General features: G+C 66.2%; 25 protein-coding genes. 9 read left to right on the top strand and 16 right to left on the bottom strand.

What is annotated here, in order from left to right; all coding sequences use genetic code 11:
• Positions 1-127: 127 nt before the first annotated feature.
• Entirely contained in the window at positions 128-2887 is a 2760-nt protein-coding gene (locus tag V3B64_RS02275) for an EAL domain-containing protein (protein WP_329913549.1), read from the top strand.
• Between the two features lie 117 nt (positions 2888-3004).
• Here the strand turns inward: V3B64_RS02275 and V3B64_RS02270 are convergent, their stop codons facing one another.
• From V3B64_RS02270 to V3B64_RS02230, 9 genes are all read right to left on the bottom strand, one after another.
• Positions 3005-3532: a hypothetical protein gene (locus V3B64_RS02270; protein ID WP_121503218.1), complete on the bottom strand. Its 528-nt coding sequence runs from the start codon at positions 3530-3532 to the stop codon at positions 3005-3007.
• Positions 3533-3671: 139 nt separating this feature from the next.
• The gene (locus V3B64_RS02265) at positions 3672-4136 is read right to left on the bottom strand and encodes a hypothetical protein (RefSeq protein WP_121503219.1); all 465 of its coding nucleotides are present in this window, start codon (positions 4134-4136) and stop codon (positions 3672-3674) included.
• Positions 4137-4248: 112 nt separating this feature from the next.
• The gene (locus V3B64_RS02260; protein WP_121503220.1) at positions 4249-4596 is read right to left on the bottom strand and encodes a hypothetical protein; all 348 of its coding nucleotides are present in this window, start codon (positions 4594-4596) and stop codon (positions 4249-4251) included.
• Positions 4597-4693: 97 nt separating this feature from the next.
• Complete coding sequence (locus tag V3B64_RS02255; RefSeq protein ID WP_049399379.1) at positions 4694-4909, bottom strand: hypothetical protein; 216 nt, start codon at positions 4907-4909, stop codon at positions 4694-4696.
• A gap of 98 nt (positions 4910-5007) precedes the next feature.
• Positions 5008-6198, bottom strand: coding sequence for a methyl-accepting chemotaxis protein (locus tag V3B64_RS02250; protein WP_121503221.1), 1191 nt, complete (start codon positions 6196-6198; stop codon positions 5008-5010).
• 164 nt (positions 6199-6362) lie between these two features.
• Positions 6363-6977: a high frequency lysogenization protein HflD gene (gene hflD / locus V3B64_RS02245; protein ID WP_032127363.1), complete on the bottom strand. Its 615-nt coding sequence runs from the start codon at positions 6975-6977 to the stop codon at positions 6363-6365.
• Complete coding sequence (mnmA, locus tag V3B64_RS02240) at positions 6974-8116, bottom strand: tRNA 2-thiouridine(34) synthase MnmA (protein WP_329913548.1); 1143 nt, start codon at positions 8114-8116, stop codon at positions 6974-6976. The genes hflD and mnmA overlap by 4 nt, the downstream gene beginning before the upstream one ends.
• Positions 8113-8574 (bottom strand): NUDIX hydrolase, encoded by a 462-nt coding sequence (locus V3B64_RS02235; RefSeq protein ID WP_071227431.1) that lies wholly within the window; start codon positions 8572-8574, stop codon positions 8113-8115. The genes mnmA and V3B64_RS02235 overlap by 4 nt, the downstream gene beginning before the upstream one ends.
• Before the next feature lies 1 nt (position 8575).
• Entirely contained in the window at positions 8576-9049 is a 474-nt protein-coding gene (locus V3B64_RS02230; protein WP_032127360.1) for a hypothetical protein, read from the bottom strand.
• Positions 9050-9161: 112 nt separating this feature from the next.
• Between V3B64_RS02230 and clpS the strand changes: the two genes are divergently transcribed.
• Positions 9162-9488 (top strand): ATP-dependent Clp protease adapter ClpS, encoded by a 327-nt coding sequence (gene clpS / locus V3B64_RS02225; protein WP_006444529.1) that lies wholly within the window; start codon positions 9162-9164, stop codon positions 9486-9488.
• Between the two features lie 138 nt (positions 9489-9626).
• Here the strand turns inward: clpS and V3B64_RS02220 are convergent, their stop codons facing one another.
• Entirely contained in the window at positions 9627-10439 is an 813-nt protein-coding gene (locus V3B64_RS02220) for an APH(6) family putative aminoglycoside O-phosphotransferase (protein WP_329913547.1), read from the bottom strand.
• Between the two features lie 138 nt (positions 10440-10577).
• Between V3B64_RS02220 and clpA the strand changes: the two genes are divergently transcribed.
• The 3 genes from clpA (at position 10578) to V3B64_RS02205 (ending at position 13621) form a co-directional block, all read left to right on the top strand.
• Positions 10578-12863: an ATP-dependent Clp protease ATP-binding subunit ClpA gene (clpA, locus tag V3B64_RS02215; protein ID WP_049421950.1), complete on the top strand. Its 2286-nt coding sequence runs from the start codon at positions 10578-10580 to the stop codon at positions 12861-12863.
• Between the two features lie 183 nt (positions 12864-13046).
• Positions 13047-13325 (top strand): type II toxin-antitoxin system RelE/ParE family toxin, encoded by a 279-nt coding sequence (locus V3B64_RS02210; protein ID WP_125895706.1) that lies wholly within the window; start codon positions 13047-13049, stop codon positions 13323-13325.
• 8 nt (positions 13326-13333) lie between these two features.
• Positions 13334-13621: a HigA family addiction module antitoxin gene (locus tag V3B64_RS02205; protein ID WP_032127356.1), complete on the top strand. Its 288-nt coding sequence runs from the start codon at positions 13334-13336 to the stop codon at positions 13619-13621.
• A 48-nt stretch (positions 13622-13669) separates the two neighbouring features.
• Here the strand turns inward: V3B64_RS02205 and V3B64_RS02200 are convergent, their stop codons facing one another.
• The 4 genes from V3B64_RS02200 to aat form a co-directional block, all read right to left on the bottom strand.
• Positions 13670-14047 (bottom strand): hypothetical protein, encoded by a 378-nt coding sequence (locus V3B64_RS02200; RefSeq protein WP_032127355.1) that lies wholly within the window; start codon positions 14045-14047, stop codon positions 13670-13672.
• A 129-nt stretch (positions 14048-14176) separates the two neighbouring features.
• Positions 14177-14449, bottom strand: coding sequence for a hypothetical protein (locus V3B64_RS02195; RefSeq protein ID WP_049399363.1), 273 nt, complete (start codon positions 14447-14449; stop codon positions 14177-14179).
• Between the two features lie 171 nt (positions 14450-14620).
• Positions 14621-14839, bottom strand: coding sequence for a translation initiation factor IF-1 (gene infA, locus V3B64_RS02190; protein WP_005409596.1), 219 nt, complete (start codon positions 14837-14839; stop codon positions 14621-14623).
• An 86-nt stretch (positions 14840-14925) separates the two neighbouring features.
• Positions 14926-15666 (bottom strand): leucyl/phenylalanyl-tRNA--protein transferase, encoded by a 741-nt coding sequence (gene aat, locus V3B64_RS02185; protein ID WP_329913546.1) that lies wholly within the window; start codon positions 15664-15666, stop codon positions 14926-14928.
• 72 nt (positions 15667-15738) lie between these two features.
• Here aat and V3B64_RS02180 point away from each other — a divergent pair, with 72 nt between their 5' ends.
• The gene (locus V3B64_RS02180; protein ID WP_329913545.1) at positions 15739-17007 is read left to right on the top strand and encodes a hypothetical protein; all 1269 of its coding nucleotides are present in this window, start codon (positions 15739-15741) and stop codon (positions 17005-17007) included.
• Positions 17008-17092: 85 nt separating this feature from the next.
• Here V3B64_RS02180 and V3B64_RS02175 read toward each other — a convergent pair whose 3' ends face one another.
• Complete coding sequence (locus V3B64_RS02175) at positions 17093-18217, bottom strand: GNAT family N-acetyltransferase (RefSeq protein ID WP_329913544.1); 1125 nt, start codon at positions 18215-18217, stop codon at positions 17093-17095.
• Between the two features lie 101 nt (positions 18218-18318).
• Positions 18319-19290, bottom strand: coding sequence for a thioredoxin-disulfide reductase (gene trxB, locus V3B64_RS02170; RefSeq protein ID WP_014037154.1), 972 nt, complete (start codon positions 19288-19290; stop codon positions 18319-18321).
• A 233-nt stretch (positions 19291-19523) separates the two neighbouring features.
• Between trxB and V3B64_RS02165 the strand changes: the two genes are divergently transcribed.
• From V3B64_RS02165 to lolA, 3 genes are all read left to right on the top strand, one after another.
• On the top strand, positions 19524-21884 hold the full coding sequence (locus tag V3B64_RS02165) for a DNA translocase FtsK (protein ID WP_032127351.1): 2361 nt from the start codon (positions 19524-19526) through the stop codon (positions 21882-21884).
• Between the two features lie 39 nt (positions 21885-21923).
• Positions 21924-23867, top strand: a complete 1944-nt coding sequence (locus V3B64_RS02160) for a DUF3857 domain-containing protein (protein ID WP_121503226.1) — start codon at positions 21924-21926, stop codon at positions 23865-23867.
• A gap of 111 nt (positions 23868-23978) precedes the next feature.
• Entirely contained in the window at positions 23979-24617 is a 639-nt protein-coding gene (gene lolA, locus V3B64_RS02155) for an outer membrane lipoprotein chaperone LolA (protein WP_049452651.1), read from the top strand.
• Positions 24618-24745: the final 128 nt, after the last annotated feature.

Genomic DNA, 24745 nt, shown 5'->3' with positions numbered 1-24745 from the left:
AGGGCGGAAGAAAGGGGCGCCGGCCATCTTACCGCGCAGGTGCGCCCAGACCACTCAATTATCCGCCGCAGGCGCCGTTAACCACTGCGTGCCCCGCTGACGGGCGTGTCATCCGGAGCAAGATCGCGTGGACCAAGGGATCATCGCCAGCCTGCTGCAGCACCCGCTTGCGTCGGCGCTGGTCATCGTCGACCGCACGGGCCGCCCGCTGGCGGCCAATCCAGCTGCGCGCGAGCATGGCCTGCCGGCGACCGTGGCTGCGTATGCGCCGATGCTGGAAGATCTGCGCCTGATGGCCGCCGATGGCGGCATCGTGGCCTGCACGCTGCCGGGTGGCCCGCACGGCCACTACGACGGCCACCTGCGCGCCGTGCATGATGGCGCCGGCAACCTGCTGGCCTTCACGCTGAGCATTCCAGAGCCGGTGCCGCTCGGCGGCGGTGGGCGCTGGGAGCTGGCGCTGGACAGCGCCGGGCACAGCCTCTGGGACTGGGACATTCCCAGCGACCGTGTGGTGCGCACCCCGGCACTGGGCGATGAAACCGCTACCGAGATTCTGGCCCGCGTGCACAGCGAGGACATCGCACAGGTGCGGGCTGCACTGGATGAGCATCTGCGTGGCTTGAGCGAACAGTACAGCGCACAGTTCCGTTTCCGCCAGGGCGACGGCCAGTGGCGTTGGGTACTGGACCGCGGCCGCGTGATCGCGCGCACCGCAGATGGTCAGCCGCTGCGCATGGTCGGCACGCATACCGATATCGAACAACAGAAGCAGCTGGAAGGGCTGCTTCAGGAGCAGCAGCTGCACCTGAGCGAGGCCCAGCGCATCGCCAGCATGGGCAGCTGGTCGTTCGACCCCAACAGCGGTCATTTCTGGTGGTCGCCGGAGCTGCGTTCGCTGCTGGCGTTGGAGCAGGGGGCCGTACCCGGCCAGCGGCGCTGGCTGAAGCAGCTGCATCCGCGCTCGCGTGGTGCGCTACGCGCAGCATGGCGACGCTTGTGGCGCGATGGCCGGGCCGCCAACATCGAACTGGAACTGACCCGGGGCAACGAACCGTCGCAGCATCTGCGGCTATGGATGCAGCCGCTGCTGGACATGGATGGCCAGCCCAAGCGACTGCTCGGCCAGGTGCAGAACATCACCGAGCAGCACCAGACCGATGCACTGATCCGCTGGCGTACAGAACTGCTCAACCGCGTGTCCGCGCTGGGCCGCATCGGCGGCTGCGAGATCGAAGTGCAGACCCGGCACATGCAGTGGACCGAGGAGTGCTACCGCATCCACGGCCTGCGCAAGGAGCCGATCACCCTCGACCAGGCACTGGCGCTGTACACCGAGGATTCGCGCAATGCCTTCGACGCCGCGTTGGTCCGGATTGCCGGCGGCGGGCTGCCCGAACAGTTGGACCTGTGCTTCTACCGCCAGTCCGGCCTGCGCGTGTGGGTGCAGGTATTGATCGAGCTGGATCGTCGCGATGGCCTGCCGCCGCGCTTCGTGGTGCTGTTCCGTGACATCACCCGCGAGCGCGAGGCCAACGAGCGCATCGAGCTGCTGGCCCACTACGACCTGCTGACCGGCCTGCCCAATCGCGTGCTGCTCGGCGAACAGACCGCCGAAGCCATCGAGGAAGCGCGCGACCGCGGCACCTCGCTGGCGATGTTGTTCATCGACCTGGACGGCTTCAAGACCATCAACGACAGCTTCGGTCATGCCACCGGTGATGCGCTGCTGAAGGCCGCCGCCACCCGCCTGCACCAGAACCTTCGCAACAACGACCTGTTCGGCCGCTTCAGTGGCGACGAGTTCATCGTCGTGCTGCGCGACCTGGCCGAGCCGGAAGACGCCGGCCACGTGGCGCGGAAGCTGATCGCTTCGCTGGCCGAGCCATTGCGCCGTGGCGAGACCACGTTGAAGGTCGGTGCCAGCGTCGGCATCGCGATGCTGGGCGATGCGCAGACCGATTTCGATTCACTGCTGCGTGCCGCCGACGCCGCGATGTACGCGGCCAAGGAAGCGGGGCGCAACACCTACCAGTACTACAGCCAGGACGCATTGGCCCGCATCCAGCGCAAGCTCGAGTTGGAGCATGCCCTGCACGGCGCGATCGAACGCGAAGAGTTCAGCCTGGCCTACCAGCCGCTGCTGCATGCGCACCAGGGCGAGCCACCGGCGATCGAGGCACTGCTGCGCTGGCATCGGCCCGGCATCGGCTACTGCAGCCCGGCCGAGTTCATCCCCATCGCCGAGAAGTGCGGCGAGATCGTGCGGATCGGCGACTGGGTACTGAATGAGGCCTGCCGCCAGGCGATCGCCTGGGACCGGGCTGGCCTGTGTTTCGACCGCATCGCGGTCAATGTGTCGGCGGTGCAGTTGCGTGATCGTGGCTTTGCCGAGCGGGTGATCGAGATCTGCCATGCCCACGGCTGGCCGCCGCAGCGGCTGGAGCTCGAGCTGACCGAGTCGGCGTTGATCCGTGACACCGACATCCTGCGTCACTGCTTCGACGTGCTGGAACGGCATGGCGTGCCGCTGGCGGTGGATGACTTCGGTACCGGCTTCTCGAACCTCAATTATCTCAACCGCTTCCCGGTGGGCCGCCTGAAGATCGACCGCAGTTTCGTGCAGGGCATGCTGCATGACTCGGGCACGGCCGAAGTGACCCAGGCCATCGTGCACCTGGGCCACGCGCTGGGCATGAAAGTGGTGGCCGAGGGCGTGGAAACGCACCAGGAAGAAGACATGCTGCGTCGCCAGGGCTGCGACGAGATCCAGGGCTACCTGTACTCGCGCCCGCTCAGCCCGCGCGACCTTGCGCAGTGGCTGCGCCAGCAGCACGCCGCGCCCGGGCGCACCGACGCTGCCAGCGAGGTCGTGCTGGCACGCTGAAGTTGGCGCCGGGCCTTGCCCGGCGGGATCGCCGTACGCCGACGCACCGCTCTGGTAGGTGTCGACCTTGGTCGACACGGATGCCGGTGCTCGCGATCATCCACGCATGGCGTGGATCTACTGCGATGCGGCAACCATTCGCTGCGGAAATTCGGAGCGAAGCCGTGCGCGCACTGCTTCCACTACATGTGCATAGCGTCGGCGCTGGATGAAATAGCCCATGTAGAACAGCAGCAGGGCCACCAGCATCGGCGACGCAGCCGGGCGGACCAGGATGATGGGCACCAGCATCAGTGTCAGGCCCAGCGCGAACCAGCTGCACCGCCCGACCACCCGCACCTCCCTGCGTTGCGCGTCGATCATCACCCGCCCGCGCATCAGCGGAAAGTAGCGACCGGCAAAGCTCGGCGTGAAGCTCTCGCGAAAGGCGACACTGCCGTCCGGCAGCGCGCGGAATACCAGGCGCAGCCAGGTATCGGCCGGCAGATCATGCTCCAATCCGGCTAGCGAAAGCTGCGCCAGCTCTGCGGGCGTAGCGGCGATGCGCTGATTGAACAGGACGATGCCTGTGCGGAAGAAGAACGGCGCCCACAGCACAAGCAGCAGGACTTCGATCAACAGCACGGCGATCAGGGCGATGGCCATCGGTCTTCCATGAACGGGACCGGGGCATCATGCCATAGCGAATACGCCACGCCAGTAGATCCACGCCGTGCGTGGATGTTGCCCGGAACCAGCTACCGTCCTCGCGGGGCGGTCCAGTGAATCGAGCAGTCTCCTGGATTCAATCGTCTTCCACCAGATCGCTGAGATCCAGAATCTGTGGATCAACACTGTGCGCGACGATGCTTCGGAGCATTCCAGCCTTTGGCCGTAGGGCGTAGCAATGCATCGTATGGATGGGATTGAATTCCAGCCACGGGCAGGACGAGTGCCCCACGATAACCGGCATGTTGAAATTGATGTCTTTTGGATCATCCAGTGGAAGGGTCCATTTGCCGCCGTGATGCTCCCACACTACATCGCCCAGATATCGTGCAAACACAATCCTCAGGCCATCCTGTTCGTCCTCCGACAACGTTGCAGCCATCGTCGTGTACAGCGTCTCCAGGCGATCAAGGCTCTCCAGGCTGCCGTCAAGGTCGACGCCGCGGAGCTGTGCTTGTTCGATCAGCCATTCAATCTGATCGTCCATGATGATCAGAAACTGTTCGAAGGTTTCTCGCGCTTCTTCCGGATTGAATGCCATGCGGCCACCAGGGAGGGAGAGCGACGAGTGTGCCCCGGGCCTGTGATCCACACCATGCAACAAGTCCGAAAGGGTGGAGGGGCGATCGCATGCACCCACGCATGGCGTGGATCTACCGTTTCATCAATGCGATGCCTGCAATGGAATAGCTGGCGATCAACAGCCCGAACACGTACTCCGCGACGATGATCAGCCAGAAGGTCATCGGCTCGATGTCCCGCCATGCATCAATGGTGCCGGAGCGGTGATGGCTCAGATGAACATGCCCGGTGTTGATGGCAGTTGCCGGCGCCCAGGCAAATAGAAAGGCCATCAGCATGAAGAGCAGGCTGCCGAACAGGAATGCGACAGGTCTATGCCGGGGTGGCCGCAAAGTGGCGTAGGCGGGGCGCCAGGTGAAGGTGACCGCGATGAGCACCATCACAGCAAATCCCAGCCAGGTCATGAACGTGGTGCTCATGCGACGACACTCCGTGTCCAGCCGTAGGTGGCATGGGCGGATCATGCCATGGGTTTGGAGCGGGTGGTGGTGAAGACCATCCACGCATGGCGTGGATCTACCTCAAGGCTTCCCCATCCAACCCCAGGTCCCACGCCAGACCCAGCAGCGCGTCGTCCGTGCGGGACAGGGCAGGGCGCGCATCGGCCAGCTGCTGCAGTTCGCGGATCTCCTCGCGGGCCACCTCTTCCAGCTGCTGCAGCTGCTCACGCACGCTCGCGTTGCGCGGGCGCTCGGTGTCGGCGAGGGAGGGCAGGGCGCGGATCAGGGTCATGGTGCGTGTACAGGATGCATCCAACGGCGGGTTACAGGCAAAGGCCCCGGACGAACCGGGGCCTTGCGGGCTGCCGGCGGCGGCAGCGGACATCAGGATCAGAACAGCTCGACGGTGCCGGCGCCCATGCTCTGCTGGGCAACCGGCTTGTGCGGCGGGCGTTCCCATTCGCTGCGCAGTTCGCGCAGGCGGCTGCCGGTGCGCTGCAGGGCGGTGGCGATCTCTTCGTCGAACACGCCGCCATTGCGGTGCAGCAGTTCCTGCAGGGCCACTGCCTCGCGGTTGATCGCGGTCAGGCGGTCCAGGTGGGTGTGCACGCCGCCCAGCGCCTGGGTGGCGATGTCTTCGAACTGCAGGGCGCGCACGGCTTCGGCCACGCTGCCATCGATCGAACGGGCGCAGTCGGAGACTTCGCGCATGCCATCACCCAGCGACGCATTGATCTGCGCGACGTTGTCGAGCATCGCCGCCGCTTCCTGGCGCGCTTCGCGGGAGCGGTCCATGTCACGCGAGGCCATGTGCGAGACCGTCTCGCGCACCTTGGCAATGGCGTCCTTGGAGCTGTGCGCCAGCTTGCGGATCTGCTCGTTGAAGGTGGTCGAGCGCTCGGACAGGTTGCGCACTTCGTCGGCGACCACCGCGAAGCCACGACCGGCTTCACCGGCACGCGCGGCTTCGATGGCGGCGTTCAGCGCCAGCAGGTTGGTCTGGTCCGCGATCGACTTGACGTCTTCCAACAGCGCGAAGATGCCATCCAGGTGCTGCGCCATCTGGTCGATGTGCTGCACGGTGGTGCTGCTCTGGCCGCTCACCTGTTCCAGTGCTTCCACCAGCTGTTCCATGCGGTTGCTGGCGTGCTGGGCGAAACGGGCAACGTCGAGGCCGGCATTGCCTTCATCACCGGCGCGGTCGACGATGCGCGACAGGGCCTGGCTCTGCTGGCGCGACTTGCGGTTCATGGCGTCGAAGCTGCCGCCCAGGCTGGACACCGCCTGGCGGATCAGGTCACGGGCGCGTTCCACTTCGCCGCGCGAGCCGTCGATCTCGTTGCCGACGAAGTTGCGCAGTTCGGTCAGCAGCTGGTCCTGCTCACGCAGGACACGGGCGTGTTCCGGGGAACGGTGCGCCTGGGCGCGGGTGGTCCACCACGCAAAGCCGAGCCAGCTCAGCGTCATCGTGGTCAGGATCGCCCAGCGCAGGGCGGCCGGCCATTCGAAACCGATGGCGAAGGGGAGCAGCAGGGTCAGAGCCAGGGGGGCGGCCAGACGGATGAAAATGCGTGAGTACATGGACGTTCTCGGGAGGTGCACGGAGGATGTATCGGCCGTACCCCCTTTCTCTTTAACGTCGAAATGCCTCGAAGTGCATTCTGAATGCGCCGGTTTTCCGACGCCTCGGCGGCTTCGGGGTCAGAGCCCTTTCCTTGCCGGAAAGGGATCCGACCCCATGGGGCTCAGGCCAGCTGCCGGTCCACGGCCTCGATCATTGCCTTGCGGCTGAACAGGAAGTCCCAGTAGCTGCCGCCCAGCTGGCGCCACAGCACCGCTGAACGCACCGCGGCCAGCAGCAGGGCGCGGATCTCGGCGACCACACCGGCCTGGCCCAGGTAATGCGGGTTGCCCTGCACCATCACCCGCGGCTTCAGGTGGCTGATGGTGTCGGCGTACAGGCCACCCAGGTTGGCCAGCACGTCCGGGTGCCCACTGTCGCCCAGCTCGACGGCCTGGCGCTGGGCGCGTTCGATGCCCGAGGCGACCTTGTTCACGGTGGCGCCGTCCTGCACGAAGCGGCGCTCCAGCTGCAGCACCGACAGGGCCAGCTTGGGCAGGATCGGGTCCTGGCCCTGGCTGCGGAAGTAGTTGTGCAGCAGGCGCAGCCCAGCCTTCAATGCATGGCGGTCACCGAACACCTCCTGCGGCGAAGACGCATCGACGCGGAACACGCTGTCCACGGCGGTGCGCACGGCGGCGGCGTCGGAATGGCCGGTATCGGCGATGCGGCGTACCTGCTGCAGGGCCTGGGCAATGCCGGCCAAAGCCAGGACGCGGTCGTCGACAGTGAAACTCATGCAGCGATTACCTCAAAAGGGGAAGGGGTGGTGCGCAGGCGCTGTTCCAGCGGCGCATCGGTGGCGGCGATCACCGCGCCACCCAGGCACACATCACCGTCATACAGCACCAGTGATTGACCGGGAGTAACGGCGCGCTGCGGGCGCGCAAAGGTGACCAGCACGCTGCCATCGTCCAGCACCTCGACCGTACACGGCTCGTCGGGCTGGCGGTAGCGGGTCTGCGCGGTGCATTCGAAGCGCCGTGCCGGCGGCGCGCCGGCAATCCAGTGCGCGGTTTCCGAACGCAGGCGGTCGGACAGCATCCACTTGCTGTCGCGGTCCTGGTCCACGTACAGCACGTTGCTGGCCACATCCTTGCCGACCACGTACCACGGCGCGGCCGGGCGGCCGCGCACGCCGCCGATGTTCAGGCCCTCGCGCTGGCCCAGGGTGAAATAGAACACGCCTGGGTGCTCGGCGATCACACTGCCGTCGGCCGGGTCGAGGATCTGGCCGGGTTTGGCCGGCAGGTAACGGCCGAGGAATTCACGGAAGTCGCGCTCACCGATGAAGCAGATGCCGGTGGAGTCCTTCTTGGCGTGGGTCGGCAGGCTGACGTCACGCGCGATCCGGCGCAGGTCGGTCTTTTCCAGGTCGCCGATCGGGAACAGGGTGGCCGCCAGCTGCGCCTGACCCAGCTGGTGCAGGAAGTAGCTCTGGTCCTTGGAACGGTCGGCGCCACGCAGCAGCAGCCACTGGTGGCCGCGCTGGGTCACCCGCGCGTAGTGGCCGGTGGCAATGCGCTCGGCGCCCAGCTCGCGGGCGGCATCCAGGAAGTGCTTGAACTTCACTTCGCGGTTGCACAGCACGTCCGGGTTCGGGGTGCGGCCGGCCGCGTACTCGGCCAGGAAGTGCTCGAACACCCCCTGCCAGTACTCGCTGGAGAAATCACGGAAGTGGAACGGGATACCGAGCAGGCCGCAGATGGCCACCGCATCGCGGCGGTCGTCCTCGGCGCGGCAGTCGCCGCTGCCGTCGTCGGCCCAGTTCTGCATGAACAGACCGGCTACGGCCTCGCCCTGCTGCACCAGCCGCCAGGCGGCGACCGAGGAGTCGACGCCACCGGAGACGCCCACCATCACGCGCGGAGTGCTCATGCGACCTCCCGGACCAGCGAAAGCGGATGGCGCTGGCCACCCAGGAAATCAGCCACCACCTGCCAGACCAGTGGGCTGCGCAGTCGCTCCGTGGCGGCCTGCAGCTCGGCCGGGGTCAGCCACAGCGCGCGATCGATGCCGGTGTCCAGCGGCTGCGCCGGGTCGTGCGAGACCGGACGCGCCGCATAGCAGAAGCGCAGGAAGGTGGTGCCGTCGCCGGCCGTCCACTGGTAGCAGCCGATGAAATGGGTCAGCTGCACCGTCCAGCCGGTTTCCTCGCGGGTCTCGCGCAGGGCTGCCTCGGCCAGGCTTTCGCCCGGCTCGAGGTGGCCTGCCGGCTGGTTCAGCACCTGGCGGCCGTCGATGGTCTCCTCGACCAGCAGCACGCGGCCACCGTCGACCACCACGGTGGCGACAGTGGCGTGCGGTGCCCAGCGCGGGTCCGGCGTGGTGTTCAACTCAGAACTCGTCCTTCTTGGTCAGTTCCAGCTCCATGGCGTCGGCGGTGCGGATGGCCGCATCGATGGCGTCGCTGAGCTGGTCGGCCGTGGCATCGGCGTCGATCTTGACCACGAACATGGCGGTGGTGTCCTGTTTCACCCAGCCGCCCATCTTGGCGTCCTGCGAATCTTCCAGCAGGCGGTTGGCTACGGCCACCGGGAACTGCTTGGTCTTGGCGTTGTAGGCCGGCGACCAGATCTCGCGGATGTTGTGGGTGCCGAAATCTTCCACCGACGAGCGCACGTAGACCATCTGGGTGCGATCACCCTCGACGTCGAACACCATGCGGTAGTCGCCGTCCTCGTCGACCTCGTAGGTATAGCCCAGCTTGTCCAGGTGGCGGGCCACGGCCTTGTCGGCCTGGGTCTCGGCGGCGGCGGAGCCGGCGGCGGCCAGGGCGATCAGCAGGGCGGGAAGAAGGGTCCTTTTCATGAAGATCCTGTGAAACAGTGTTGAGAGAGGGTGCAATTGTGACGGTGGGCGTGCGTGCCGTCCAATCTGCGGCAGGCCGACGCAGGCTGGCCCGTGCCTCTATAATGGGCAGATGCCCCATGAGTCTTCCCCCGATTCCCATCACGAGCACGGCGTTGCCGTGGAGCCCGCGCGCCCGGAAGTGGCGCCGCCGCCGTTCTACCAGGTGATGCTGCTCAACGACGACTACACCCCGATGGATTTCGTGGTGGACGTGCTGCAGCAGTTCTTCAGCATGGACCTGGACAAGGCCACGCAGGTGATGCTGCACGTCCATACCCGTGGCCGCGGCGTGTGCGGGGTGTTCACCCGCGAAGTGGCCGAGACCAAGGTCGCCCAGGTCAACGAGTACTCGCGGATGAACCAGCACCCGCTGCTGTGCACGATGGAAAAGGCCTGACCGGCTGCCGGTTTTCGTCCGGGCACATCGACTCCGGACCCGGTGTGCCCACCAAGGTGGGCACCTACCAAGGCAGGGGCCTGTATCGATAGTGGATGGGGCGTGCCCACCAAGGTGGGCATCTACCAGAGCGCGGGATCAGCCCTCCGCCAACGCCTCCAGCGCCATCCGCGCCACCGCCTCGTCGACTTCGGCGGGGTCGCCATCATCCCGGAACCACACCGCTGACAGCCCCGCGCTGGCTGCGATCCAGCGCAGCAGGCGCGTGCGTTCCAGGCCCGCCAGCGCGCCGACCTGTTCCAGCCGGGTGGCAAACCGCTCGGGTCGGGTGGCCACATGGATGCCGGGGCCGCACAGGTCCGGATTGCTGAACATCGTCGTGTAATCGAACGCGCGGTCGCCCAGCAGCCGCTTCGGGTCGATCGCCAACCAGCCGCGCGCGCCGAAATCCAGCACGTTGTCGTGGTGCAGGTCGCCGTGCAGCGGCCGGATCTCCTGTTCCTGCTGCAGCAGTCCCTCCGCCAGTGATCTGCACTGTTCCAGCAGTGTCGGCAGCGCAGCCCTTGGCTGCAGCAGGTCGGCGAACCATGTTCGCAGGCAGACCAGTTCCGCTGGCGGCGCGCCCCGTGGCCGGTGCAGCCGTTGCAGGACCTGGCACAGGACCGTGGTGCAGGTGTCATCGTCGCCCTTGATCGAGCGTTGCCGCAGTGAGTCGCCGCCGGCACGTTCGATCAGGATCGCCGGCCCCTCGTGGGCCAGCAGGCGGGCGGCGCCGTCACCGTCCCACCAACGCAGCAGGCGATGGCTGTTCTGCTCTTCGGTTTCGCTGCTGATCTTCAGCATGGCCGGCTCGCCGGTGGCGGTCAGCACCGGCCAGAGCCGGGCATGGGGCGTTTCGATGGCTGCGCCATCACGCCGCAATCGCCAGCGGCTCAGGTAGGGTTCGCTCATGCTGGGTGGGCTGTCCTGGAGTGAATGAAGATCAAGCGATTCGCACTGATAACGCCATCTGAACGCAGCAATCCGCTAGGGTGATGGAAATCGCGTAGTCAGGCCGCATATTGTCCCCATCTGCCGCCGGAGTAATCCATGTTCAGCAAAGACCTCGAACACACCATCGGCCAGTGCTACAAGCGCGCCCGTGAGGCCCGGCATGAGTTCATGACGGTCGAACACCTGCTGTTGGCACTGCTCGACAACCCGTCCGCCCAGGCCGTACTGAAGGCCTGTGGCGCCGACGCCGAACGCCTGCGCCAGGAGCTGGAGCAGGCCATCGAGGCCTCCGTGTCCCGCCTGGCCGAAGATGACGGCCGCGATACCCAGCCGACCCTGGGCTTCCAGCGCGTGTTGCAGCGGGCCGTTTACCACGTGCAGTCCTCGGGCAAGAAGGAGGTCACCGGCGCCAATGTGCTGGTCGCCATCTTCGGCGAGAAGGACTCGCACGCCGTCTACTACCTCAACCAGCAGGATGTCACCCGGCTGGATGTGGTCAATTACCTGTCCCACGGCATCGCCAAGCTGGGCGAGGAAGGCGAGCAGCCGTCGTCCTCCTCCGAGGGCGAAGGCCGCATCGAAGGCGGGGAGGGCGAGCCGAAGGGTGATGCCCTGACCGAGTTCGCCAGCAACCTCAACGAACAGGCCCGGGCCGGTCGCATCGACCCGCTGGTCGGCCGTGCCGACGAGATCGAGCGCACCATCCAGGTCCTGTGCCGCCGCCGCAAGAACAACCCGCTGTACGTGGGTGAGGCGGGCGTAGGCAAGACCGCCATCGCCGAGGGCCTGGCCCGCCGCATCGTCGAGGGCTCGGTGCCCGACGTTCTGGCCGATGCGGTGATCTATTCGCTCGACCTGGGCGCGCTGGTGGCCGGCACCAAGTACCGCGGCGACTTCGAGAAGCGCCTGAAGAGCGTGCTGACCGCGCTGAAGAAGGTGCCCAATGCGGTGCTGTTCATCGATGAGATCCACACCATCATCGGTGCTGGCTCGGCGTCGGGCGGCACCATGGATGCCTCCAACCTGATCAAGCCGGCGCTGGCGTCCGGAGAGCTGCGCTGCATCGGCTCGACCACCTTCCAGGAGTACCGTGGCATCTTCGAGAAGGACCGGGCGCTGGCCCGCCGCTTCCAGAAGATCGACATCGTCGAGCCGACCGTCGGCGAGACCTACGAGATCCTGCAGGGCCTGAAGTCCAAGTACGAGCTGCACCACGGTGTGACCTATTCCGACGAGGCTCTGCAGGCGGCGGTGGACCTGTCGGTGAAGCACATCGGCGACCGCCTGCTGCCGGACAAGGCCATCGACGTGATCGACGAGGCAGGCGCCCGCCAGCGCCTGCTGCCGGAAGGCCAGCGCAAGGAACTGATCGACGTCGAGGAAGTGGAGGCGATCGTCGCCAAGATGGCGCGTATCCCGACCAAGCAGGTCAGCGCCACCGACAAGGATGTGCTGCAGCACCTGGAGCGCAACCTGAAGATGGTGATCTTCGGCCAGGACCCGGCCATCGAGACGCTGTCCTCGGCGATCAAGCTGGCCCGTTCGGGCCTGGGCAACCCGGAAAAGCCGATCGGCAACTTCCTGTTCGCCGGTCCGACCGGTGTCGGCAAGACCGAGGTGACCAAGCAGCTGGCGCTGCAGCTGGGCATCGAACTGGTCCGCTTCGACATGTCCGAGTACATGGAGCCGCATTCGATCAGCCGCCTGATCGGTGCGCCTCCGGGCTACGTCGGCTTTGACCAGGGTGGCCTGTTGACCGAGAAGATCGTCAAGACGCCGCACTGCGTGCTGCTGCTGGATGAGATCGAGAAGGCGCACCCGGACATCTTCAACATCCTGTTGCAGGTGATGGACCGCGGCGTGCTGACCGATACCAACGGTCGCGAGGCCAACTTCAAGAACGTCGTGCTGGTGATGACCACCAATGCCGGTGCGGCGCAGGCCTCGCGGCGTTCGATCGGCTTCACCAAGCAGGACCATGCCACCGACGCGATGGAGACCATCCGCCGCAGCTTCACCCCGGAATTCCGCAACCGCCTCGACGCGGTGGTGCAGTTCCAGGCGCTGGGCTTCGAGCACATCCTGCGCGTGGTCGACAAGTTCCTGATCGAGCTGGAGATGCTGCTGCAGGACAAGCACGTCAGCCTGTCGGCCACCCCGACCGCGCGCGACTGGCTGGCCCACCATGGTTTCGACCCGCTGATGGGTGCCCGCCCGATGGCCCGCGTGATCCAGGACAAGATCAAGCGTCCGCTGGCCGACGAGCTGTTGTTCGGCAAGCTGGTCAACGGTGGCAAGGTCAGCATCGATGTCCGCGATGACGAGCTGGTGGTCGAGACCCAGGCTGAGCCGGAGCGGCTGCTGCCGGTCACGGTGGAGTGAGCTGATGCCATAGGCTTGGCGTGAAAGACTGGAAATGACAAGGGCGGCTTCGGCCGCCCTTGTTGTTTCCAGTGGGGCTGTCGTCCGCGGCCTTGCTTGAACGGAACGGAGGTGCCAATGCTGTCTTCTGGTCGCGATGGGGTGTTGTCCTGTTTGTATCGCGAAACGATACAGGATACAGTGATGATCATCGGTTTTCGCCACAGGGGCCTCGAGCGGCTCTACCGTTCCGGCAGTAGTAGTGGAATCCGCCACAGTCACGCCAGCAAGGTGTTGTTGATCCTGTCGATCCTGGATGTTGCTTCGGGTCCTGAGGATCTGGCCATGCCTGGATTGCGTTTGCATAAGCTCCGGGGCGGCCTGAAAGGGCATTGGTCTGTATGGGTCAATGGAAACTGGCGGATTACCTTCCGTTTCGCCGGCAGCGACGTGGAGCTGCTGGATTACCTGGACTATCACTGAGGCCGCGCATGATTCATCACCATCCGCATCCCGGGCAGGCGATCAAGGCAATGGTCTTTGATCCAATGGATCTGTCTGTGACCGAAGCAGCCGAGCGCCTGGCAATGTCGCGGGTAGCCCTTTCGCGGGTTCTGAACGGCAAGGCGGGCATCAGTCCTGACCTGGCCATCCGCCTTGAGATGGCGGGGGTGAGTACTGCGGTTTTCTGGATGGGGCTGCAATCCAGCTACGATCTCTGGTTGGCACGGCAGCGCGCGCAACCGAGAGTGTTGTCGCTGGTTGCCGCGACGCGTTGACGTATATCGCGACAAGGGCGGCTTCGGCCGCCCTTGTCCTGTCTGGGCTCAGCGGCTGCGGCGGCGCGCCTCACGCTTGAATCGCTCGGCATCGATCGGCTCGATGCGTGCAACCTCGCAGCTGCCGCGACCTGTGTCCAGTGCGCTTCGGCCCTCGCTGCAGAGCTCGTCAGCTTCTTTGCCGTCGGTCTTGAAGCCGAGGCGGGTGGCCAGTACGGCAGAAGGGCAGCTGTTGCGGAAATGCACAACATAGTGGTCTTCGCCGGAGCGAAGCAGGATGTTCTTGTCGGCGCCGGCGCGAACGATCTGCTGTTCGCCGGTCAGTGATACGCACTGTGCCGGCGCGGTGTCGGCGGCATGGGCGGACGACGCCAGCAGGGTGACGGCAGACAAAGCCAGGGGGATGAGCAGGGAAGACAGGTTCATGGCGGGGCAGGGGGCAGCGATCCGGACTGGATCGGATCCCAAGATGCCGCCGCCGCTGCAAATGCGAATCTGCCGCAAGCAGGGCTGACCGACGCCACGGTGAGATCGGTCACGATGACCTTTGGCGCCTCAGGCCGCGATCGAACGGAATCCCTGCTGGCGCCCCTGGTCGCCGCCGTCTTCGATGACAAAGGCGACCGCCTCGTGCGGAATGTGCAGGCGCTGCTTGAGGGTGCTGCCCATATGCGGAATCTCGCGCTGCACGGCCAGGTACAGCGGGTGCGAGGCGTCCATGCTGGTGCAGACCAGGCAGGGCTGGCCGAACCAGGTGCCGTCCGGGCCCTTGCTGGCGTAGCAGCGGCTGGTGACGGACTGGGGGTCCAGGACGATCAGGTAGGTCATGCGCGCAACGCCTTCTGTGAAGAACGCATTGAGTCTAGAGTCGCGGCGCGATGCGGTATTTCGGACAGGGACGAAAATCGAGCGGTCCCGGTGCCGGTCGCTTTCTTCCGCGCACGACAAAGGGCCAGCAGCGAGGCCGGCCCTGTCGGAGTGGCGCAATGCGCCGACCGCTTACTTCATGCGGTAGGTGATACGACCCTTGGTCAGGTCGTACGGGGTCATTTCAACTTTGACCCGGTCACCGGTGAGGATGCGGATGTAGTTCTTGCGCATGCGGCCGGAGATGTGGGCGATGATTTCGTGCCCATTTTCCAGACGAACGCGGAAAGTGGTGTTCGGCAGCGTCTCGCTGACGGTGCCCTCGAACTCGATGGAATCGTCTTTCGACATGTAGTCCTGTGCGGTTCAGAAAACGGCCACGCTGGGCCTAAGGCGCGGTATTTTACGCGTGATGGGCCCGGCTTGCAAAGTTTGTGTTAACCCCCGGCCAAACGCTGTGCTGGCAAGCGTCCTACCGCCTGGGTCCAGGGGCCTTCACGGCCGTCACGGTGGACGGCCTGGCGGACGTGTTCCAGAAAGTCCGCGCGCGGCAGGTGCTCGGCGCCCATCCGCAGCAGGTGCGGATTCTCCACCTGGGCATCGATCAGTTCCCAGCCCCAGCCACACAGGGTGGCTGCCAACGCGGCCAGGGCGATCTTGGAGCCGCCACTGGCGCCACTGAACATGCTCTCGCCGAAGAACATGGCGCCGATCGCGACGCCGTAGATGCCGCCGACCAGTGTCTGCCGATCCCAGACTTCGAAGGAATGGGCGAAGCCAAGGTCGTGCAGTTGGCTGTAGGCCTCGACCATCGCCGGGCTGATCCACGTACCGTCCTGGCCAGGGCGTGGTGCGGCGGCGCAGGCGCGCATCACCTGGCTGAAGGCGGTGTCGGCGGTGACCTCCCACGTGCTGCTGCGCAACTGGCGGCGGAAGCGGCTGGACAGGTGCACGCCATCGGTGCGGAACACCATGCGCGGGTCCGGCGACCACCACAGGATTGGCTCGCCCTCGCTGAACCACGGAAAGATTCCGCCGGCGTAGGCATTGAGCAGACGCACCGGATGCAGGTCGCCGCCCACCGCCAGCAGGCCATCGGGCTGGCGCAGTGCGGTCTCGGCCGGAGGGAAGGGGGCGTCCGGCGCATCCGCCAGGCGCCAGGGCAGCTGGCGGGTCATGGGGCCATTGTATTCGTCGTGGTGATTCGTGATGTCTGGCACCATCACTGTTCACCGGCAAGGAGCCTCCGAATGAGTGACTCGATCAGCGCCATCCTCGACCTGCATGACGCCCCGCGCACGCGCAACGACAGCCAAGGCATGCTGCTGTCACTGGCCACTGAACAGCCGCGTCAGCTGGGAGAGTTGATGCTGCAGGCGCTGGCGCGGCCTTCGCCGGGCTCGGCCTTCCTCGACATGGCACTGGACCTGCTGCCGGATGACGCGGTGCCCGCGGTCGCGGCCGATGCGTGGCGCCGCTATCGCGCGGGCGAGCGCGGTGACGTGTTGACGAGCGTGATGGAGTTCGCCAGCTATCAGGCGCCGCAGGTGCTGCAGGGCGATTGGGAGGCATTGCTGGCGGTCGCCAGTGAGGATGAGGTGCAGTTGGCCGCGCAGGTCTGGCAGGGCCTGCCCAGCGCGACGGCCGCGCATTGGGCGCAGATCCTGGCCGAAGCCGATGACGATCGCGAAATGGCGCGGGCCAGGGCGCTGCTGCTCGCCGCCCAGTCCGAGACCTACGCCATTGCTCGCGGCTACCTGGTCGACTGGGGGCGGTTGGATGCCGAGGTCTGGGCGCACTGGGCCGGCGTCGCCGAAGGTCCGCAGCCGCGTCGCCTGCATGGCGAGCGGCCATTGCACTTCCGCTTTGGCCGCGAACAGCATCGCGCGCAGCAGGCGGACGAGCCGAGCTGGCGCAGGCGCATCTGGCGGCTGCACCCGACCTGGAATGGTGGGCAGGTGCATCACGCCGGGCACATGGGAGGACCACTGGAAGCGCTGTGTGGCAGCTGCCATGCGCCGCTGCAGCGCCTGCTGCGGACCGATGCTGCCGCGCTGCAGCCGGGCGCGTCGGGCGAGATCACGCTGGGGCTGTGTCTGGACTGCTGCGGCTGGGAAGACCCGCCCGTGCGTTTCTATCGCCATGATGCGGCCGGCCTGCCCAGCTGCCACCCCAGCCAGCACCGTGAGGTACCGAACACACCCACCGACAGTGGCGACCTGATGCAGGCCGAGGTGGGCCTGGTGGCGCTCGAAAGCGCGCGCTGGCAGCAACAGGACTGGGGCCAGTCCAATCATCGGCAGAACCTGTCGCGCGTGGGCGGCGCGCCGAGCTGGGTGCAGAGTGCCTGGTACCCGGCGTGCATCGATTGCGGCGAAGAGATGCCGTTCGTGATGCAGCTGGATTCGACACTGCCGACCACGGGTGAGGGCACGCTGCTGTGGGGCAGCGGCGGCATGCTCTATACGTTCTGGTGTGCAAAGTGCCGGGTGAGCGGGCACTTCTGGCAGTGCACCTGAGCACAGCGCCCTCGCTATTGCCTTGGTAGGTGCCAACCTTGGTTGGCACGCTTTTCGGCACCGCGCCAATCGAGCAAGCGCGCCTCTACGGTTCTACGCGGAACGGCCCATGCCCCTGCAGCTCCTGCTGGTAGCGCCGCACACTCTGTCGCTCCTGCCGGCACCACTCCTGCAGCGCTTCCGCGAAGTCCGGATCGGCCACCCAGTGCCGGCTGTGCACCTGCGTCGGCAGGAAACCGCGTGCCAGCTTGTGCTCGCCCTGTGCGCCCGGCTCGAAGCGGGTCAGCCCTTCGCGCAGGCAATACTCGATGCCTTGGTAGTAGCAGGCCTCGAAGTGCAGGCCGGGCAGGGTGGCGCCGCCCCAGTAACGGCCGTACAGGGTGTCGCCACCGCGCAAGCACAGCGCGCCGGCAATCGGCTCGCCGTCCTGTTCGGCCAGGAACAGCACCAGCTGGCGGCCCAATGAAATGGCCAGATGGCGCAGGAAGGCCTCGGTCAGCGCCGGGGCGTTGCCGTACTCGAGGAACGTCTGCAGGTAGAAGCGATACATCGCCTGCAGGTCGGCACGGCTGGCTTCATCGCCGTGCACCACGCGGAAGGTGATGCCCTGGCGGGTGACCTTGGCCCGTTCCTGGCGGATGTTCTTGCGATGCTTGTGGTCCATCGCGCCGAGGAACTGCTCGAACGTGGCCCAGTCGCCCGGGTTCTGCCACTGGAACTGCACATCCTCGCGCAGCAGCCAGTCATCGCCGAACAACGCCTCGTCACCTGCGGTGTGGAAGTTGATGTGGGCCGACGACACCCCCAGTGGCGGCAGTGCGTCGCGCAATGCCGACAGCAATGCGGCGCGCTCTGAATCGTGACGGGCCAGCAACCGCGGGCCAGTGACCGGCGAGTACGGCACGGCACCCAGCCACTTCGGGTAGTAGTCGCGGCCGTGGCGGGCATAGGCGTTGGCCCAGGCGTGGTCGAACACGAACTCGCCGTGCGAGTTGGTCTTCAGGTAGCCCGGAATGGCGCCGACCAGAGTGTCCCCCTCCCACAGAGTGAAATGCTGCGACTGCCAGCCCCAGTCCTCGCGCAGGCAGCCATGTTGTTCCAGGCCCGAGAGGAAGGCGTGGCTGACGAAAGGGTTGCGGCCGTCGTGCAGGGCATCCCAGTCGGTGGCGGAAACGGACTGCAGGGAGTCGAGGAAACGGGGGGAGGGCATGAGGAAAGGATAGGGCAGATGAAACAGAAAGGCCGACGCACTGGCGTCGGCCTTTTGCCTGAGTCGAACCTGGCTCGACGCTACAGCAGCGGGTTCGCCTCTCAGCTGGCCTTGCCCTGTGCGTCCAGGTAGCGCTCGGCGTCCAGTGCGGCCATGCAGCCGAAACCGGCCGAGGTGATCGCCTGGCGGTAGTGCTGGTCGGCCACGTCGCCGGCGGCGAACACGCCTTCCACCGAGGTCTGGGTGGCGTTGCCGCCCAGGCCCGAGCGGATTTCCAGGTAGCCGTTGTTCATCGCCAGCTGGCCGTCGAACAGGGTGGTGTTCGGGTGGTGGCCGATGGCCACGAAGAAGCCGTGGGCGTCGATGTCGCGGGTGCTGCCGTCCAGCGTGGACTTCACGCGCACGCCGGTCACGCCGGCATCATTGCCCAGCACTTCTTCAACCTGATGGTGCCAGACGGTCTCGATCTTGCCTTCGGCGACCTTCTTGAACAGCTTGTCCTGCATGATCTTTTCCGCCTTCAGGGTGTCGCGGCGGTGGACCAGGTAGACCTTGCGGGCGATGTTGGACAGGTACAGGGCCTCTTCCACGGCGGTGTTGCCGCCACCGACCACGACCACGTCCTGGTCGCGGTAGAAGAAGCCGTCACAGGTGGCGCAGGCGGACACACCGCGGCCCTTGAACTCGTCTTCGGTCGGGATGCCCAGGTACTTGGCGGTGGCGCCGGTGGCGATGATCAGCGCATCGCAGGTGTACTCGTGGCTGTCGCCGATCAGCTTGAACGGGCGCTGCGACACGTCGGCGGTGTGGATGTGGTCGAAAATGACCTCGGTCTCGAAGCGCTCGGCATGGGCCTGCATGCGCGCCATCAGGTCCGGGCCCATCAGGCCGTGGGCGTCACCCGGCCAGTTGTCCACCTCGGTGGTGGTCATCAGCTGGCCGCCCTGCTGCAGGCCGGTGATGACGACCGGCTTCAGGTTGGCGCGGGCGGCGTAGACGGCGGCGGTCCAACCGGCCGGGCCGGAACCGAGGATGACGAGGCGCTGGTGGCGGGAGGGCAGGCTGGTGCTCATGTAAACTCGCGAAAAGGTAGATGGGACAAGGCGCTGGCGATGTTTGCGCAGCATCCTTGGCTGGTCATAGAGTGGCGGCTGGGGCAGGGCGATTCAAGCCGATGAACGGAACGCCGTCATCCAGTAGTGGTTTCGGCCCTCGGATTGCCCTGTCAGATGTCGCATAACTGAAAACTGACGCCGTCTCATTTATTATCAATCACTAACAGCGCATTCCAAAGGTATGGTCTAAGGTGGCGAAGCAGGTCCCCGAACGCTCCAAGTCCGACGACAGCAAGGCGTCACGTCGCACGGCCGCGGCGGCGACGACCGACAATCCACGCCGCCAACGCCTCTGGCGCGACCTTGGCCTGATCGCCATCGCGCCGGCGCTGCTGTATCTGGCGGCCAGTCTGTTCACCTATTCAGCGACCGACCCGGGCTGGTCGCACACCGGCAGCGTGGTCGCGCCGGTGCACAACCTCGGCGGTCGCGCCGGCGCCTGGATCGCCGACGTGCTGCTGCAGCTGTTCGGCTACATCGCCTTCCTGCTGCCGGTGGTGCTGGGCGCGCTGGCGTGGATCGCCATGTTCGGCCTCAAGCGCGAGAGCAAGGGCGAGAACGATCTGGACCCGGCGCTGCGCCTGGTCGGCCTGGTCGGCTTCCTGATCGCCGGCACCGGCTTCCTGCATGTGCGCCTGTTCAGTGGCGATGTCTCCAGTGCTGGCGGCATCCTCGGCAAGCTGGTCGGCAATTCGCTCACTGTGGGCTTCGGCGCGCTGGGGGCGAACCTGTTCGTGCTGGTGCTGCTGCTGGCCTCGATCACCCTGGCCACCGGGCTGTCCTGGTTCACGGTGATGGAGAAGATCGGCCGCGGCGTGATGTCGCTGGCGCCGTTGCTGGCGCGCAAGAAGGAAGAAGTCACCGAGTGGCAGCAGACCCGGGTGATGCGCGAGGAACGCCAGGAGGTACGCAAGGCCGATGCCGAGGTGCGCGCCAAGCGCGAGCCGGTGAAGATCGAGCCGCGCCCGGAACCGGTGATCGAGAAGAGTGACCGGGCCAAGCGCGACACGCAGATCCCGATGTTCCGTGGCGTCAACGGGGATGGCTCGGACCTGCCGCCGCTCGCGCTGCTGGACGACCCCAAGCCGCAGCCGGTGGGCTACGACAAGGAAACCCTGGACGCGCTGTCGCGGCAGATCGAGTTCAAGCTGAAGGATTTCCGCATCGACGCCCAGGTGGTCGGAGCCAACCCTGGTCCGGTCATCACCCGCTTCGAGATCGAGCCGGCGCCGGGCATCAAGGTCAGCCAGATCAGTTCGCTGGACAAGGACATCGCGCGCGGCCTGTCGGTGAAGTCGGTGCGCGTGGTCGACGTCATTCCGGGCAAATCGGTGATCGGCCTGGAAATTCCCAACGTCACCCGCGAGATGATCTACCTCTCCGAGCTGCTGCGTTCGAAGGAATACGACAAGTCGGCCAGCGTGCTGACCCTGGCGCTGGGCAAGGACATCGCTGGCCGCTCGACCGTGGCCGACCTGGCGCGCATGCCGCACCTGCTGGTGGCCGGTACCACCGGTTCGGGCAAGTCGGTGGCGGTCAACGCGATGGTGCTGAGCCTGCTGTTCAAGGCCTCGCCGAAAGACCTGCGGATGCTGATGATCGACCCGAAGATGCTCGAACTGAGCGTCTACCAGGGCATCCCGCACCTGCTGGCGCCGGTGGTCACCGACATGAAGGAGGCCGCCAACGGCCTGCGCTGGTGCGTGGCCGAGATGGAGCGCCGCTACAAGCTGATGAGCGCGGTGGGCGTGCGCAACCTGGCCGGCTTCAACAAGAAGGTGAAGGAAGCCCAGGACGCCGGCCAGCCGCTGATGGACCCGCTGTTCAAGCCGAACCCGGAACTGGGTGAGGCGCCGCGTCCGCTGGAGACGCTGCCGTTCATCGTCATCTTCATCGACGAATTCGCCGACATGATGATGATCGTCGGCAAGAAGGTGGAAGAGCTGATCGCGCGCCTGGCACAGAAGGCGCGTGCGGCGGGCATCCACCTGATCCTGGCCACGCAGCGCCCGTCGGTGGACGTGATCACCGGCCTGATCAAGGCCAACATCCCGACCCGCATCGCCTTCCAGGTCAGTTCCAAGATCGACTCGCGCACCATCCTCGACCAGTCCGGCGCAGAAACCCTGCTGGGCCACGGCGACATGCTGTACCTGCCGCCGGGCACGGCCATGCCCGAGCGCGTACACGGCGCCTTCGTCTCCGACGAGGAAGTGCATCGCGTGGTTGAACACCTCAAGGCGATGGGCCCGGCCGACTATGTCGATGGCGTGCTGGACGAAGTGCAGACGATGGGCGACGGCGTGGTCGTCGGCGCCACCGGCCTGCCCGAGAACAGCTCTGCCGGCGATGAGTCCGACCCGTTGTATGACGAAGCGCTGCGGGTGGTCACCGAGACCCGCCGTGCCTCGATTTCCGGCGTGCAGCGCCGGCTGAAGATCGGCTACAACCGTGCAGCGCGATTGATCGAGGCCATGGAAGCGGCCGGCGTGGTCAGTCCGCCCGAGCACAACGGCGACCGCACGGTGCTGGCACCGCCGCCGCCGAAGTAAGACCCGACGTATCCCCCACGACGTCCAAGGAACCGACGCATGCTTCACCCCGTACCAAGCGCGCTGGCACTGGCGCTGGCAGCCTTCCTGGCTGCCGGCCCGGCACTGGCAGACACCGCCACCTCCGCGCCCGCCACGGCGCCGCCTTCCACCAGCGGCGATACCGAAGCCAGCAATAATTTCAGCATTGTCCGTTACCGCGCCGACTACCAGGTGCGGCCGGATGCGGGCAATGTGCAGACCGAAACCTACGAAGTCCTGCTCAAGACCAAGGCCTCGGTCGAGCAGTTCAGCCAGGTGCGGCTGAGCTACAGCGAGAAGATGGAGACGCTGGAAGTACTCGGCGCCTACACCATCACCGCCGACGGCCAGCGCCGCGACGTGCCGGCCGACCGCATCTACACCCAGGAGAGCTATTCCAGCGCCTCGGCGGCGATGTATGCCGACCGCAAGGTGCGGGTGATCGTGTTCCCGAACCTGGCCCCGGGCACGCGCCTGTTCTACCAGGTACGCCGCATCCAAGCCACGCCGTACTTCCCCGGCTACTTCGGCCTGTGGGAGACCTTCAACGTCTTCACCGAGTACGAGGACGCCGAGGTCACCCTGAGTGCGCCGGCCAACCTGCCGATGTTCGTCGACAGCCGCGGCGTGCAGGGCAGTGATCGCCCCACGGTGAAGAACGGACAGGCACAGTGGCGCTGGCGCTACCAGCGTCGCGAAGCCATGCCAGCACAGAACTGGTCGGCGGCGGGCTGGGAGTTCGGCCCGAACATCATGGCCAGCACCTATCGTGACTGGTCGCAGATGGGCCGTGCCTACCAGCTCAAGGCCGGCCCGGCGGCACAGGTCACGCCGGAGCTGCAGGCGCTGGCCGATGAGATCACCGCTGGCATCAGCGACCGCCGCGAGCAGGCCGACGCGTTGTACCGCTGGGTGGCGCAGAACATCCGCTACGTGGCCGTGTACCTGGGCAATGGCGGCCTGGAGCCGAACAGTGCGCAGAGCATCCTCGACAACCACTATGGCGACTGCAAGGACCACGTGACGATCCTGGAGGCGCTGCTGGCGGCCAAGGGTATCGCCAGTTCGCCGGTGCTGATCGGTGCCGGTGGCGGGCCGACGCTGCCGAAGATTCCGGTGCTGGGCCGCTTCAACCACGCCATCACCTACATTCCCGAATTCGATCTGTACCTGGACTCGACCACCGCTTGGGCGCGCTTCGGTCAGTTGCCGGAAGGTGACCTGGGTGCGCCGGTGATGCGTACCCGCGACGCCACGCTGGCACGCACCCCGGCCAACACGCCGGAGCGTAACGCCACCTCGATGGAGGTGCGTTTCACCTTCGACGCCAACGGCAACCTGCGCGGCGAGACGATTCCGAGGCTGGGCGAGAACGCCGAGATCGGCATGCGCGCCCAGTTCTCCCAGCTCAACGCGCAGAACCGTGCGCGCGCTGAAGAGCAGATCATGGCTGCGTCCGGTTTCGATGGGCGAGGGCAGCTGCAGATCCAGGGCGTGCCGGTGGACCTGACCCGGCCGTTTGGCTACCGCATGGCGTTCCAGGCCGAGGACTACGCCGACTTCAGCGTGGCCGGAGGCATGGCCGTGCCGGACCCGCCGGGTGGTGAATCGGTGCGCGGCCTGTACGCCACCGCCTCGGCGCCGGCCAACGAGACGCCGTTCTACTGCAATGCCAGCCTGCGCGAGGAAACCTATCGCCTGCAGTTCCCGGCCAATGCGCCGATCATCGCCATCCCGGCCAGCCAGCGTTTCACCAACGCCGCCGGCGAGTATCGCGTGGACTGGAGCCGCGAGGGCCAGGACGTGATCGTGCATCACCGCCTGCAGCAGAACGCGGTGCGTGGACCAGAGGCGCTGTGCCAGCCGCAGGACTATCCGGCGTTCCGCGCGCTGTACCGCGAAGTGCGTCGTGGCTTCCGTGGGCAGGTGCTGTACGGCAAGCTGCCCGGCTCGGGTGGCTGAATCGCCGATGGACGTTCGGGGCGGCATAATGTCGCCCTGATCGCCCATTCATCTTTGTCCGGGCACACTGGCAACCACCTTTCCTGGCGCCCGCGCCCACAGGATTCCCGCATGAACTTCCGCTTCCGCCGTTTCCTTGCCACCACCACCCTGGCCGTGGCCTGCGCCGCCGCCGGCAGCGCCTGGGCAGGCGCCCGCGATGACCTGAAGACCTTCACCAGTGGCCTGAAGGGCCTGGATGGCCAGTTCAGCCAGCAGGTGTTCGACAGCCGCGGCAAGGTCAAGGAATCGACCAGCGGCCGCGTGGCGCTGTCGGCGCCGCGGCTGTTCCGTTGGGAGTATGTACGCCCGCACGAACAGCTGATCGTGGCCGACGGCAGGAAGGTCTGGATGTACGAGCCGGACCTGGAACAGGCCACCGTGCGCGAGCAGGGCAAGGAAGAGCAGAACAGCCCGCTCACCGCGCTGATCAACCCGGCGCTGCTGGAGCAGCAGTACGACGTCAGCGAAGAGGCCGCGCAGCGCGACGGCCTGCAGTGGCTGTCGCTGTCGCCGAAGCGCGAGACCGAAGCCAGCTTCCAGTACGCCGCGCTGGGCTTCAATGCCCAGGGCCTGGCCAAGATGGAGATCACCGATGCCGTCGGCCAGCGTACCGTGATCACCTTCAGTGGCTGGAAGCGCAACCCGGGCTTCGCGGCGGGCACCTTCAGCTTTACCCCGCCGAAGGGCACCGACGTCATCGGTAACTGATCTCTGGGCGGAAACGCCTTGGTGGGTGTCAACCTTGGTTGACACGCTTTTGATCTGCCGGCCAGCGGCCGGCACTACCGGTTCCTGTGGCCTGGCGCTGGTGGGTGCCAACCTTGGTTGGCACGCTC

The sequence above is a fragment of the Stenotrophomonas sp. SMYL86 genome (assembly GCF_036320025.1).
GTDB lineage: Bacteria > Pseudomonadota > Gammaproteobacteria > Xanthomonadales > Xanthomonadaceae > Stenotrophomonas > Stenotrophomonas maltophilia_A.
The sequence above is the reverse complement of the archived record's forward strand: the minus strand, read 5'-3'. Positions and strand labels throughout refer to the sequence as shown.